The organism is Nostoc sp. DedQUE05, assembly GCF_034530955.1.
Taxonomy (GTDB): Bacteria; Cyanobacteriota; Cyanobacteriia; order Cyanobacteriales; family Nostocaceae; genus Nostoc.
Map to the genome: position 1 here is coordinate 17780 of NZ_JAVRCB010000027.1, position 13829 is coordinate 31608.

12 protein-coding genes are annotated in these 13829 nt (G+C 41.9%); 7 read left to right on the top strand and 5 right to left on the bottom strand.

All coding sequences use genetic code 11. From position 1 onward, the window contains the following. Positions 1–48: 48 nt before the first annotated feature. Together RMZ42_RS20040 and RMZ42_RS20045 are read left to right on the top strand one after the other, a co-directional pair. Positions 49–1536, top strand: coding sequence for an AAA family ATPase (locus RMZ42_RS20040; protein WP_322673047.1), 1488 nt, complete (start codon positions 49–51; stop codon positions 1534–1536). A 4-nt stretch (positions 1537–1540) separates the two neighbouring features. Beyond that, the gene (locus RMZ42_RS20045; RefSeq protein WP_322673048.1) at positions 1541–2518 is read left to right on the top strand and encodes a helix-hairpin-helix domain-containing protein; all 978 of its coding nucleotides are present in this window, start codon (positions 1541–1543) and stop codon (positions 2516–2518) included. A 60-nt stretch (positions 2519–2578) separates the two neighbouring features. Here RMZ42_RS20045 and RMZ42_RS20050 read toward each other — a convergent pair whose 3' ends face one another. The 3 genes from RMZ42_RS20050 to RMZ42_RS20060 form a co-directional block, all read right to left on the bottom strand. Then, entirely contained in the window at positions 2579–3526 is a 948-nt protein-coding gene (locus RMZ42_RS20050; RefSeq protein WP_322673049.1) for a glycosyltransferase family 2 protein, read from the bottom strand. A gap of 66 nt (positions 3527–3592) precedes the next feature. After that, on the bottom strand, positions 3593–4621 hold the full coding sequence (locus RMZ42_RS20055; RefSeq protein WP_322673050.1) for an Npun_R2821/Npun_R2822 family protein: 1029 nt from the start codon (positions 4619–4621) through the stop codon (positions 3593–3595). Between the two features lie 299 nt (positions 4622–4920). Beyond that, on the bottom strand, positions 4921–5370 hold the full coding sequence (locus RMZ42_RS20060; RefSeq protein ID WP_322673051.1) for a hypothetical protein: 450 nt from the start codon (positions 5368–5370) through the stop codon (positions 4921–4923). Positions 5371–5851: 481 nt separating this feature from the next. On the opposite strand from RMZ42_RS20060, the gene RMZ42_RS20065 reads away from it, so the two are divergent. Further along, on the top strand, positions 5852–7288 hold the full coding sequence (locus tag RMZ42_RS20065; RefSeq protein ID WP_322673052.1) for a DHA2 family efflux MFS transporter permease subunit: 1437 nt from the start codon (positions 5852–5854) through the stop codon (positions 7286–7288). 143 nt (positions 7289–7431) lie between these two features. Further along, the gene (locus RMZ42_RS20070; protein WP_322673053.1) at positions 7432–8181 is read left to right on the top strand and encodes an SDR family NAD(P)-dependent oxidoreductase; all 750 of its coding nucleotides are present in this window, start codon (positions 7432–7434) and stop codon (positions 8179–8181) included. A gap of 173 nt (positions 8182–8354) precedes the next feature. On the opposite strand, the gene RMZ42_RS20075 is transcribed toward RMZ42_RS20070, so the two are convergent. Continuing rightward, on the bottom strand, positions 8355–9347 hold the full coding sequence (locus RMZ42_RS20075) for a sugar-binding transcriptional regulator (RefSeq protein ID WP_322673054.1): 993 nt from the start codon (positions 9345–9347) through the stop codon (positions 8355–8357). Positions 9348–9448: 101 nt separating this feature from the next. Further along, positions 9449–10249 carry an SDR family oxidoreductase gene (locus RMZ42_RS20080; RefSeq protein WP_322673055.1) on the bottom strand — a complete coding sequence of 267 codons (801 nt, stop codon included), beginning with the start codon at positions 10247–10249 and terminating at the stop codon, positions 9449–9451. Positions 10250–10397: 148 nt separating this feature from the next. On the opposite strand from RMZ42_RS20080, the gene RMZ42_RS20085 reads away from it, so the two are divergent. The 3 genes from RMZ42_RS20085 to RMZ42_RS20095 all read left to right on the top strand — a co-directional run bounded on the left by RMZ42_RS20085 (position 10398) and on the right by RMZ42_RS20095 (position 13673). Further along, positions 10398–11744, top strand: coding sequence for a sugar ABC transporter substrate-binding protein (locus tag RMZ42_RS20085; RefSeq protein WP_322673056.1), 1347 nt, complete (start codon positions 10398–10400; stop codon positions 11742–11744). Between the two features lie 104 nt (positions 11745–11848). Next, a complete protein-coding gene (locus RMZ42_RS20090) occupies positions 11849–12772 on the top strand; it encodes a sugar ABC transporter permease (protein WP_322673057.1) in 924 nt (307 codons plus the stop codon). A 79-nt stretch (positions 12773–12851) separates the two neighbouring features. After that, positions 12852–13673, top strand: a complete 822-nt coding sequence (locus tag RMZ42_RS20095) for a carbohydrate ABC transporter permease (protein WP_322645705.1) — start codon at positions 12852–12854, stop codon at positions 13671–13673. Positions 13674–13829 lie beyond the last annotated feature (156 nt).

A 13829-nucleotide genomic window follows, 5' to 3' on the forward strand; every position in this document is an offset into this window, starting at 1 on the left:
AGAAATTAGCGGATACAATTGTAAAGTTGGATGCCTCTCGGTGCTAGTATGATTGCTGACTATGGCTCGATACTGCAAAACATTTTTCAAGCGATCGTTCCAAATAGTAACGAATCTGATGTAGAGCAAAAGATAGTAGTTCCCCTCTTGCACATACTTGGTTATAGCAATGCCGATTGGCAATCTCAAGTTGTAATTCTACAATCTAAGCTTGATTTCCTAGTGGGTCAACCAGATTCCGCTTTAATAAAACCAGCCTATTTAATTATTGAAGTTAAAGCACCCAGTAAAAACATTGCCCACAGCGTTTGGCAAATTAATAATTACATGCGTCACACTGGGTCTGTTATCGGTCTGTTAACCAACGGCTATGATTTTCGTATACTTTATAACTATGATAAAAAAATTACAACTATTGTAGAGTATTCCCAAGCCACACTTATTCATAAATATCGGTCATTTTACAAAATTTTATCCAAAAAAACTTATTTAAACTTTACTTCTACTTTGTATAAAAACCAACAAAATATTCGCTTACAGTTTTTAAATTTAATCTCAAAAGAGGTGCAACAAGAAGATATGTTGGGTTTATTCAACAAAGGTAAGACTTCTCCCATTTCAACACAGCAAACAAGTGAAGAAAAAATTTTAGTTTCAGAAACTAAGGAGGAACGTAAATCAATGATTATTACTGTATTTAATAACAAAGGAGGGGTAGGTAAAACTACAACAACTATCAACCTTGCTGCTGCTCTCAACAAGCTAGGTAAACGAGTGCTGCTGATTGATATTGACGCTCAAGCTAATCTGACAATGGGATTAGGAATAGATCCTTTAGATGACATTGAAAAGCTAGGTAAAAAAGATATTACCCATCTACTGACTGAACCAAGAACTAGCTTAGAAGAAACGATTATTCATAAAAATTGGGATGATGTTGAACTAGATATTGTTCCATCTCACATTCGTTTGAGTGAGCTAGAAGCTACGTTGACTATGACACCAGATATTGATCGTATATTGGCAAAAAAGCTGAAGAAATACCGTAATGAATATGATTATGTCTTGATCGATCCACCTCCATCATTTGGTAAAGTTAACAATATTTCATTAATGGCATCTTCAGGAGTTTTAATTCCTACTCATTTATCTGCCTATCCCATTCGAGCATTAGAGTATGTCATTAATAGGGCTATTGGAGTCCATCAATTTAGAGATGAACCACTGCCGATTATTGGTATTGCAGTTAGTATGTACAATCGAGCAGCAACTAAGGTTGCTTTGTCTATGACTCAGCAAATTTTGGATATTTTATCAAAGAATCCTGAAAGTAAAAATGTAGAGTTATTTCCTCAAGATACATGGATTCCAAGCCTGAGCATAGTTTCAAGTACGCCTAATAAAGGGTATCCAATTTGCTTTGCCGAATTTGATAAAGAATTAAGCTCTAAAGATAAAGAAACAGCACAGGATGCTTTTAACTGCTATATGAAACTAGCTAAACACTTTATTTCTGTTGCCAAAGAAGAGGAATAAAAAAATGAATAACTCAGAACGTCAGAATCGCATTGTTGAGTATTTACGTATTAAGCCAATTTCGCACGGTCAAATTTACACTTTTCAAATTGCCATACCAGAATCCGAAGTTCTAGAAATTACTTTGGAAAAACGTGAACAATTAGAAAGAAGTCTTACTCAACAAGGTAGTAATTTAATTCCTCTAATTGTTCGTCGTACTGAAGCGTATAGCGAAGAAGAAGAGTATGAGGTTGTCTTTGGTGCTGATTGGTGTCTTGTTGCTAAAGAACTTGATATTGAAAAGCTTTGGGTTTGGGTATTTGATATGAATGATCAGCAAGCTGCTGTTGCTAAAGAAGAAATGCAGCAATTGCTAGGATTTTCATATTCCACTCCTGTTATATTACCCTCTGGTGCTGAACAAACAGAATCAACTGAAACAATAGTTGAACAGCTTGATAAATTTTTTCGGCAATTAGCAGCAACACTAAACCATAAGATTGAGCAAGTCGCTGTGTCCGTAAAAAAAATAGAAACTTATAATAGCCGTGAAACAGATATTTATAACAAAATAGAAATTCTTACTCAAAAAGTAGAAATTCTTACTCAAAAATTTGAACAATCTGCTACATACGTTAAAAAAATTGAGGAACCTGAAAGTAAGCAGACAATAGCTCAGAACGAAACTGAAAGTCTTACTAAGCAACTTGAACAAGTAGCTCAATCTGTCAAAAACATTGAAAGTATTATAAACAAGTTGTCTGAAGTTGATCCCGGAAGGTTAGTTACAGGAGAGAACAAGATTAACCTTAACACTATTAAAACGGCTAAAGAATTAGAAAGATACAAAATACCACAAATAGGCCCCAAGAGAGCGGAAGCAATTGTTAGACTACGCGAGCGTAAAGGCAAACTTCAATCACTAACAGAATTGATGGAGGTAAAAGGAATTACTCAAACAATACTTAAAGTATTTGATACTTACCTATTTTGTGAGTAAGTCATTGCCTACCATTTCCAGTCTTTCTCTGTGTCTGTGCGTGAAACATTGAGCTATTTCCTAACCCTGCATCTGTCGCAATGCATTAAACGCCTTACCTCGCAACCCAACTGGTAACAACGATAAAGCTAAACCAGTCCAAGCTTTAGCAGCCGAAAAAGACTGTCCCGCTAAAACTAGCTCTCTGCCTTTTTGCGTTTCACCCTTTTCAATTAAACGCAAACCTAATAATAATTGCGTTTCAGTTAAACGATTTTTCCTGACTTTCTCTAATTTTTCAGACTCAAACTTATAACTTTCTAAATACTGAATTTTATCAAATAAATAAGGAATGGCTCGATTGATACCTTGCTGTTCTGCATGAGAGCGATATTCCATCAATAATTCTGGTAAGTAATAGCCCTTTTTTCCAGCCAAAGCCAGACGTACAAATAAATCATTATCCTCACAATTTTGCAGATTTGGCTGCATATATCCTAATTCTTGCAAGGTTTTACGGCGAAATAATGTCGCCCCAACTTGAAAACTTTGCTGAATAAATACGACTTCTAACAAATTGTTTACAACACCTGCTGGTAAATTCTTTCTACCCCAACGATGAGAATTTTCTTGAGTTTTTGCCTCATCGCGCACATTGTTAATATCAATTATCCAATGGTCTGTACCAACAAAATCAATGCTAGAGTCTTGAGCAAGAATAGCTGATGTACTTGCGAGAAAATCGGGTGTTAGGCGGTCGTCATCATCAAATTTAATAAAATATTCACCACTGGCAGCATCAAAACCAGAGCGCATATTATTACTTTTACCAATATTTTGCTGATGACGGATATATTTTATCCGATCGTCTCTGTATTGTGACATCAATTCGGGTGTGCGATCGCTAGAACCGTCATCACAAATAATTAGCTCAAAGTCTTGCTCAGACTGGTTGAGTACACTGTCAATTGCGAAAGGCAGTAAATTAACTCGATTAAACGTGGGAATGGAAACACTAACTTTAGGCATTTTTGCAAGATGAGAGTGGACATTGCTCACTAAACTAAACGCTTAATGAGCAAGGCTGGGCAAAAGCTAGGTGTAGGAAATAGTTTGATTAATTTTATTCCAAACTTTTTTGATAAATCGATTGCTTCTAGCCGCTATGGTAGGTGGCTTTAATCGCTTCGGTTTTTGCTCTGGTTGCTTCAGAAAGCGATAGTGTAAAAATTCATTTTTGTAACGAATATCAACATCTTCACCTTTACACAAGCGGGCAAATCCAATAGCAGAATAGCCCATATAGTGAAGACGATGAATTGGTTTTAATCCCTGTTGGTTGTAAAGAACATTATCAATATTCACAAATGGATTTGCATTAGCACAGTTACCAGTTCTATCTTCACCATTGGGACTGAGTGTAAAGTTAAATAGTGGTCGAGCAATTCTAAAAGTCATGTAACTAAATAAATCTGCGTCACACCACCAAGCGATTTCATTAATCAATTCGACTTCTTTATCTTCTATCAATCGCTTTTTGAGTATTTTTAATTCTTCAGCGCCTAAAATACCCTTTTTTGAACCAAAAAAACTAGAACAGTGGATTTCTCGTCTGATTTCAGATTCAGGCAAAGACATTTTTTGTTCTAACTTCGGCAAGTCGAAAGCTGCAACTGAAGTTTGTTTTGTGTGTTCCCAGTCATCAAACACAAAGTCGTATTGGTCTAGTTTTTCTAAAACCTTATCCAACTTATTCATTGCCAAACTATCAGCATCATAAAATACAAATCTTTCAAACTCACCATCAAAAGCACACATTTTTCGGATTAAATTATTTTTTTTATTCCATTCGATAGAAGGTTTATTTTTTCGACCATTTCTTGGATAAGCGTTCCAAACTTGAACGGCAAAATCCTCCCATTTTTTGATCGAGCTTTTATTGTCAAACAAGGTGACATTTGGTCGAGAATGTATCTCCTGTTTAACTCGTTTTAAGCGGTCATCATAGGGAATAATACAAATAGGAATATCTGGACTAACATTTACCTCAATGCTGTTTAGCAAAGCTACTAGTTGGTCAAATACCACGTCATTAGCCAGTGTATAAATCCCAAAATTATCCATTGTAATAAATTCTTTTGATTTTTGATTTACTGAGTAAAGCCAATTCTCTGTGAAGCTGCACATCATTTAGACCCCTTCCAACCTTCCCAAACTCGCGGGAAGCGCCGCAGGTAGTGGGGTTATTTCTACACATCTTTATACAGAATTGGTCTAATGCGAATAATACATCGCTATTTTTTGACCGATTATTCTCAAATAATAATATACACATTTTCAACTTGATGCTGAAATAAGCAGGAAGTTATTTTAGTAACTAATAATACTAAATATTACTCAACTACTTAGAAGTGCTTAAAACTCTAGCTGTTAAACAATTGCCTCCTAGAGAATAATCTCAGTAACCCAGCGGTTCCCACACCCCAAGCACCATTAACTAATAAACCTGTGACTATTCCCACAAGTTTCCAGCCGCCTGCGATGGGTTGACCCTTAAGTGGTGCAACTACAAACCAAGCCACTAGCGTCGGAGCAATTGCACCAAAGACTAAAGCTCCTAACCAATAGTTTTGAGCGTGTCGAAAACGAGGTGCAATTACTACCAAAATCAGTCCCCAAATCCCTCCCCAGAAAGCATTTGACCAAATTTGCGGGATTCCTAATGGTTGTGTTGGTGCAGTTGAATAAGGGGCGCGAGGTGTAAAATTTACTGCATGTAGCAGCGCCAATACACCTTGATGAAATAGCAAAACAGACACAAAGCCTGCAATAAATCCTAATGCAAATCGAGATAAGGCAGCTTTTTGAGTCATTGCTTATACAAAAAGGTACTTATTTGCAGTTGCAGATGTGACTTTAATGATTGACATTTCCCATTCCCTTTTCTCCATTTTCTTTAGAGCTTGCTTCTGAGAGTTGTCTATGATAGTTTGCTAATTAGTCTAAATACAGTAAGTCTATCGAATTACCGTACTTTGTTGAACACTATCGTTAATATAGCCGAAGGAGTGCAGAGTTAAGAGTACTTAAGTACTTTACCAAATATATGACAAGTGGAAAAGCCAATCTTGCCGATTGGGAAGTAGATACTTGATATAAACCTGAATTTTTCAACCTATCGAGAGCATTTCCGATCGACCAAGTGTCTGCTGCGATCGCACTCAAAAAAATCACCAACGTCAAGGATGGAAAGTAAACTTAGTTTCCTGAACTTAGTAGCGAGGATAGCACCCTACAATGAATATACGTATGCAAACTATTCACAACCGTAAAGTCAAAGGTGGAGGCTAAACGTTGGCACAATTCCAAGCAGAACCTCTGGCTTTATCAAGCTCTCAAAAAAATTGGGTCTTACTCGGTGTCGGACTTGGGGTATTCATGTCTACCCTGGATGTGGGGATCATTAATGTTGCTTTGCCCACATTAGTGCAAGCCTTTGGCACTAGTTTTCCTACCACCCAATGGGCTGTATTGAGTTACCAGTTGGTCAGTTCTGGTTTAGTTTTGGGAGCAACCCGCTTGGGGGATATGTGGGGTAAGAAGTCCCTATACCAAGGGGGACTAGTTCTGTTCACTTTCAGTTCGCTGTTGTGTGGTTTTGCACCTAGTATCGAGTGGTTGATTGGCTTTCGGGCGCTTCAAGGATTAGGTGCTGTGTTCATTTCTGGGCTTGGTTTAGCAATTATCACAGAAGTTTTTCCCTCTTCCGAGCGAGGTCGGGCTGTTGGCATCATTGGTAGTGTCGTTTCACTGGGAATTGCTTTTGGCCCCTCTGCTGGCGGATTGCTCTTAAGCTGGTCAGGCTGGCATAGTATATTCTTCATCAATGTACCCTTGGGGATTATCGCTAGTTTCTTAATAGCTCGTGTAGTGCCACCTTCTGCACGCATTGAGGGCAAACAGAAATTTGACTTTTTGGGAGCCATATTAGCTTTATTGACTCTGGGTAGTTTTGGGCTGGGTATGACACTAGGGCAAAGCCAGGGTTTTAGCAGTACTAATGCATTGATATTATTAGCGATCGCTACCGTAAGTTTCATTACATTTTTGGTAGTTGAAGCGATTCTAAAGCAGCCACTACTAGAGCTAAAGCTGTTTCGCAATCTTCAGTTGAGTATGGGTTTGCTAAGTGGCTGGTTAGCATTCATTGTTATTGGCGGTTCGCTACTCATCGTCCCTTTCTTTCTAGAGAGCGTCAAGCATTATCCGACGGTAAAAGTAGGGCTATTACTAGCCGTATCGCCTGTACTGAGTGGGTTAATTGCTCCACTGGCTGGAATACTTTCAGACCGTTTTGGCGCTCGACTAATCAGTTCGATTGGGTTGGGGTTGATGATTGGCGGCTGTCTGGGGATTAGCACCTTTGATGCTCAAATTACAGAGCTAGGCTATGTATCGCGCTATTTTATTTACGGCATTGGTTTGGGTTTATTCCAATCGCCCAACAACAGCACTGTTATGGGATCGGTGCCAAGAGAACGGCTAGGGATTGCTTCTGGGCTGTTATCTTTGTCACGTACCTCAGGAAACACCGTAGGAGTTTCTCTAATTGGGGCAGTATTTGGAGCCTTAATCGCTAGTATGTCTGCGGGTGCAGATGTCTCTGTCGCCCCTCCTGATGCGATCGTTGCAGGGTTCCAAGGAACCTTTCGCTTCGCAGCCATAATACTCTGTGGGGCAGCAGTTGCATCCGTTTTGAGGATCGGTAAGAGGTGGGAGGCAGGGGGGTAGGGAGATGAGGGAGACAAGGGGACAAGGGAGACAAGGAGATAAATAAAACTCCTAACTCTTAACTCCTAACTCTTAACTCTTAACTCAGCACTCAGCACTGTTTTGCTCAATGCCCAATTATCAATCACTAAGGAGTTAGATAAATGACAGGTAAATTAGAAGGAAAAGTAGCAATTATCACTGGGGCTTCAGCAGGAATTGGAGAAGCAACTGCGATCGCTTTGGCTTCAGTTGGAGCAACAGTAGTACTCGCTGCTAGGCGTGGCGATCGCATTCAAGCATTAGCAGAACGCATCGAAGCTAATGGTGGCAAGGCATTACCTATTGTCACTGATGTGACTGATGAAACTCAGGTAAATAACTTGGTGGCAAAGGCCAATGCAGAATTGGGAAGGGTTGATATCCTTGTGAATAATGCCGGGATTGCCTTACTGGGCACAATTGAAGCGGGAAATAGCTCAGATTGGCGGCGATCGTTTGACCTCAACGTATTAGGACTGTTATATGCTACTCATGCCGTTTTGCCTTTGTTGAAGGCGCAAAAATCAGGGCATATAGTCAATATCTCCTCAGTGGCTGGCCGGACAGCGCGGGCGGGCGTTGGTGTTTACAATGCTACCAAATGGGGTGTCAATGCCCTCTCGGAAGCATTGCGTCAAGAAGTCCACAAAGACAACATCCGCGTTACGATAATCGAACCTGGATTGGTGGATACAGAAATTGACAGCCAAATTACCGATCCCGTTGCCAAACAACGGATCGAAGAACGACGCAAGGCAATTACACCTCTGCAAAGCGAGGATATTGCAGCTGCGATCGTTTACGCTCTTACGCAACCGCCACGCGTTAATGTCAACGAAATCCTCATCAGACCAACGGGACAAGAACACTAAAGCTAAAGGGCAGGCTTAACAGTCATGCCCTTTTTTAGATAAGTAGTGAAAATCTTTAATCAAATTCCAAGTATAGCAAGGGACTGGGGACTGGGGACTGGGTGAAAAGCCTTTTTGTATCTAAGTTTTATCGTCTGTTGATGTCCTAACCACCTTGCCTGTTGCTATATTTACTAAATTTTAGAAAGAATCGCTTGGGCAGCAGCTTCATCGGTAATTAGTCCTGTAATTAACTTGCCATGCAGAGCAGCCAAAATCGCCTCCGCTTTTCTCACACCACCCGCCACTCCAATAATCAGTCGATGAGCGGGTTGTTCGAGCGCTACACTGGCAACCCGGTTGTTTGTCCCTTGTTGCAGCAATACTCCGCGATCGCTGTAAGCCCAACCTGCAATTTCTCCGACTGCTCCTAGTTCAATCAATTCAGCCACCTCATCGTCATTGATGAAGCCATCTTGATGTAAAGGAGCATTCCAGGCAATGTGACTAATTCCGACAAACGTTGCTTTGGCTTGCTCAGCAAGAGTTTTGACAGCGAGAAACGATCGCTGAGTCTGCAAGAGTTCTCGTTCTTCAATGCTAGTCGCAACAACGGGAGTCGGCACTGGGTAAGCTTGGGAACCGACGCGATCGGATAAATGCATAACCACTTCGTGACGACCTGCACGCCCAGAGTGGGACATATTGCCAATAATTGACACAATTTTATGCTGGGGTTGGTTCATTGAGGGTATCTGCTCCACCATTGCTCGCAATGTGCGACCTGATGACAACGCTAGTATGGTCGGGGTTTTAGCCATCAGGTAAGCCTCTAGGTGGGTGGCAGCACATACACCAATTCCGTATAATGTATCACCACTACCTGCATCAGTTGGTACTACTTCACAAAGTGATAGAGCAAAGCGATCGCGTAACGACTCAGCCAGAGCAATGCATTCACTCAAGGGATGATCGAGTCGAAATTTAATCAATTTTTCACTGACTGCCAGTGCCACTAAGCGTTGTGCAGCTTGCCGGGACACATTGAGCTTGGCGGCAATTTCTTCTTGCGTATTGCCGGCGATGTAATAGAGCCAAGCAGCATGTGCAGCCAGGTCTAATTTGCGCGCCCTAAGAGGCAAGCCAGCTTTGCTGGCATCGCGCTGCTCTAAAAAAGGTTGTCCCATATACTACCTGTAAAAACTATGTATCTGTCAAAGGTATGATTGCATTTTTTAGAGTATATGCCCAAAGATACAATATTTGCTCAATTGTTTTTAAATTTCTATTATCCTCCAGTAACCTCCAAGTTAAAGCCAGTAATGTAGCTTGCCTCTTCGCTCATCAAAAACGCTACTCCATTTGCCACCTCTTCCAGGCTTCCTAAACGCCGCATTGGTACTGAATTAATCATCTGTTGCTCAACTACTTTGGGATCGGCATCAAAGTACTGCGATCCTACTGCTGCTTGTAATTCGGTTTGCCGCGTCCACATAAAACCAGGGCCAATCAACGCAGGCGAGAGTGCATTCACCCGAATGCCATAAGGAGCTAAGTCTTTTGCTGCCGTCTGAGTAATTCCAATGACAGCAAACTTAGAAGCGGCATAAGCCAACATATTTGGTGGCCCGACCACCCCTGCATAACTCGCCATGTTGACAATTGCACCTCCACCTGCATCACATAGTTGCTGTGCAGCTGCCTTGAGAATGTGGAAAACGCCGACAACGTTGATGTTAATCACCTTTTGAAAGTCGTCTTCAGGATATTCGTCAGTCTTGGCAAACACTCCTTGATAACCCGCATTATTAAATACATAGTCAATTCGCCCAAGCTGCTTTACAGCACCAGTAAAGGCTTTAGCAACATCATCACTAGATGTAACATCACAACGAAACGTGCCGACTGGAACGTTGTACTCTTTTAGTTCCCCAGCGACATCTGTCATCTTCGGTTCATTCAAATCTAGCAGGGCTATTCCTGCGCCATTAGCAGCAAAACGGTGTGCAGTTGCCTTGCCAATATCTCCTGCACCGCCAGTAATTAGGATCGTTTTACCTGCAAACTGATAAGTTGCTTTTGCTGTCATAGATTCAACCTCTTATTGAAGAATTGTTGCAAATGCCCACGATGAAAATCAGATTGGTATGATTTCTATTATTGAGCTTTTGCCCAAAATTAGAGCATAAAATCAAAAATTTATTTTGTTCGGTTTTTTACTTTAAAGGAGTTATGCGATGCGTATTCGCCGCTTCGCTAAAGTGCTGGCTGCATTTTTCGCTGGAGTAATGCTGGTGCATCTGCTATATGCTTGCTCACCACGCTCCCAAGCCGCAGAGAAAACTAAACTAACGATCGCCACTGTAAATAATGGCGATATGGTGGTGATGCAAGGGCTTTCTCGCAAATTTGAAGAAGCTAATCCTGATATTCAACTCCGGTGGGTTGTGCTGGAAGAAAATGTGTTACGCCAACGCACAACTACAGATGTTGCAAGCCAGGGTGGGCAGTTTGATGTCATGACGATTGGTTCTTATGAAACACCAATCTGGGCTAGGCGGGATTGGTTAAGACCCTTGGATCTAGGCGCAAACTATGACGTAAATGACCTGCTCAAACCCATACGAGAAGGACTTTCCAATAACGGCAAACTCTATGCCGTGCCATTCTATGGGGAAAGTTCCATGCTGTACTACCGCAAAGACTTGTTTGAAAAAGCCGGGATTGCGGTTCCTCAACAGCCAACTTATCCCCAAATGAGAGAATGGGCAAGCAAAATCCACGACCCAGCGCATGGGGTTTATGGAGTTTGCCTGCGCGGAAAACCCGGTTGGGGTGAAAACGTCGCATTTGTTTCCACATTGGTTAATACCTATGGTGGACAGTGGTTTGATATGAAGTGGCAACCAACGATCAATACTCCAGCTTGGAAAGAGGCGATCGCCTTTTATGTCGATCTGCTTAACAAATATGGGCCGCCAGGAGCCAGTTCTAATGGATTTAATGAGAATCTGGCATTATTCTCAACGGGTAAATGCGGTATGTGGGTAGATGCAACCGTTGCTGCGGGGTTGTTATCCAATCCCAAAGAATCCCAAGTGTATAACAAAGTTGGCTTTGCTCGTGCGCCAATTGAAAAATATCCTAACGGCTCAAATTGGCTTTGGGCTTGGGCGTTAGCGGTTCCAAAAACCTCAAAATCACCCGAAGCCGCGCAAAAATTCGTTGCTTGGGCAACATCAAAGGAATACATTCAACTGGTTGCTAAGGAAAATGGCTGGATTGCTGTACCACCAGGGACTCGGACTTCCACTTATGAAAATCCCAACTATCGAAAAGCTGCACCCTTTGCTGAAATAGTACTGGCAGCAATTCAATCTGCTGATGTTACCCATCCATCTGCACAACCAACTCCTTATAAGGGAGTTCAATACGTTGATATCCCAGAATTTCAGGCGATCGGTTCTTCAGTCGGACAAACTTTGGCGGCGGCGTTGACCAATCGAACTTCGGTAGATCAAGCCTTGCAGCGATCGCAGAAATCAACTGAACGCTTCATGAAACACACGGGTTATATCGAGTGAAATGGGGCATTGGGCATTGGGCATGGGTAAAAAGAGCCGATGCTCAACTACAAAACATTCAAAATCTAAAATCCAAAATCTAAAATCTAAAATTCCATTAGATTATGTCTTCTTCATTAGCGGTAAAACCTCAACACGAAACGCCACCTCCCACCAAGCAACGGACTACGCGGCAAGTGTCAACCTTACCTTTGGTTGCGCCTTCAGTCGTTCTCCTACTGCTGTGGATGATTGTGCCTCTGGTGATGACTATATGGTTTTCCTTTCAGCGTTATAACTTGCTGAATCCAGATGCACGTAAATTCATCGGGATTGAAAATTTCACTTTCATCCTGAGTGATTCAGCTTTATGGACATCGATCGCTATAACAATAGTTTTGGTTGTTTCTGTTTTAGCAATCACAATTGGTCTGGGTACATTACTAGCAGTACTATTTGACCAAGACTTTTATGGTCGTGGAGTGGCGCGGGTACTAGCAATCTCACCATTTTTTGTTATGCCCACAGTTAGCGCCCTAATCTGGAAAAATATGCTGATGCATCCAGTGAATGGGCTGTTTGCTCAAATTACTAGAGGTTTGGGTTTAGGGGCGATCGATTGGTTTGCCAGCGTTCCCTTGCTTGCCATCATTATTATTGTGTCCTGGGAATGGCTGCCCTTTGCCCTGCTGATTTTGTTGACTGCAATTCAGTCACTCGATCGCGACCAGTTAGAAGCTGCGCGGATGGATGGAGCAAATGCGATCGCTCTATTTCGTTTCGTCATGCTACCCCATCTGAGCCGCGCCATTTCTGTGGTTGCCATGATTGAGACAATTTTCTTTCTGACCATCTTTGCCGAAATCTTTGTTACCACAGGCGGCGGCCCAGGACTTGCAACCACTAACCTTGCCTATTACATCTTCTTAAAAGCCTTGCTGGAATTCGATGTCGGCGGTGCTTCAGCCGGTGGATTAATTGCCGTAATCCTTGCCAACATCGTGGCAATCTTTTTGATGCGTAGTGTTGCTCGTAATTTGGATACTTAATGCCAAGTTTCCCAAATAAGGCTACCGAAGCTAACTTTTCTAATTACGAATTACGAATTACAAATTACGAATTAGCATTATGGCACGTAAAACCTCGAAGATTTGGCTATGGACATTACTCGGCTGGCTTGCTGCCTGCATATTGTTTTTTCCAATTTTCTGGATGTTTCTCACCAGTTTCAAAACTGAAGTCGCGGCAGTATCAACTCCCCCTCAGTTGTTTTTCCGCCCGACATTGGAGAATTATATTGCCATCCAAGACCGGGCAAATTATTTCAATTATGCATTTAATAGCGTAGCGATTTCCCTTGGCTCGACTATAGTCGCGCTGCTGCTTGCTGTACCTGCTGCCTACGCAATGGCATTTTTCCCAACCAAACGCACCAAGGGCACTTTACTCTGGATGCTGTCTACCAAAATGCTGCCACCCGTTGGTGTGCTAGTGCCAATCTACATTTTGTGTCGCAACGCCGGATTGCTGGATACTCACATCGGTTTGATTATTATTTATACCCTGATTAATTTACCAATCGTCGTCTGGATGATTTACAGCTTCTTCAAAGAAGTTCCTAAAGAAATTCTCGAAGCCGATCGCATGGATGGAGCAACTACTCAGCAAGAACTTGTGCATGTGTTGTTGCCATTGGCAGTGCCCGGAATTGCATCTACTGCCTTGCTTTCGATTATTTTGTCATGGAACGAAGCATTTTGGAGCTTGAACTTAACAACGGCAGATGCAGCCCCACTCACAGCCTTTATTGCTTCCTTTTCCAGCCCTCAAGGATTATTTTGGGCAAAACTTTCGGCAGCATCAACACTAGCGATCGCACCCATCCTCATTTTCGGTTGGCTGAGTCAACGGCAATTAGTCCGGGGTCTGACTTTTGGTGCTGTGAAATGAGTGAAGGCAGACACTCTTAAAGCTTTGCGTAAAATCGTGGCAAATTGAGGGTTGAAATTTAAACGCATAGGCGCTTCGCCTTCCCGCAGGGTAGGGGCGCAGAGGTAAGCGCAAAGGTACGCAGAGAATTTGCTACGAATTAATTAAATGTTGCAC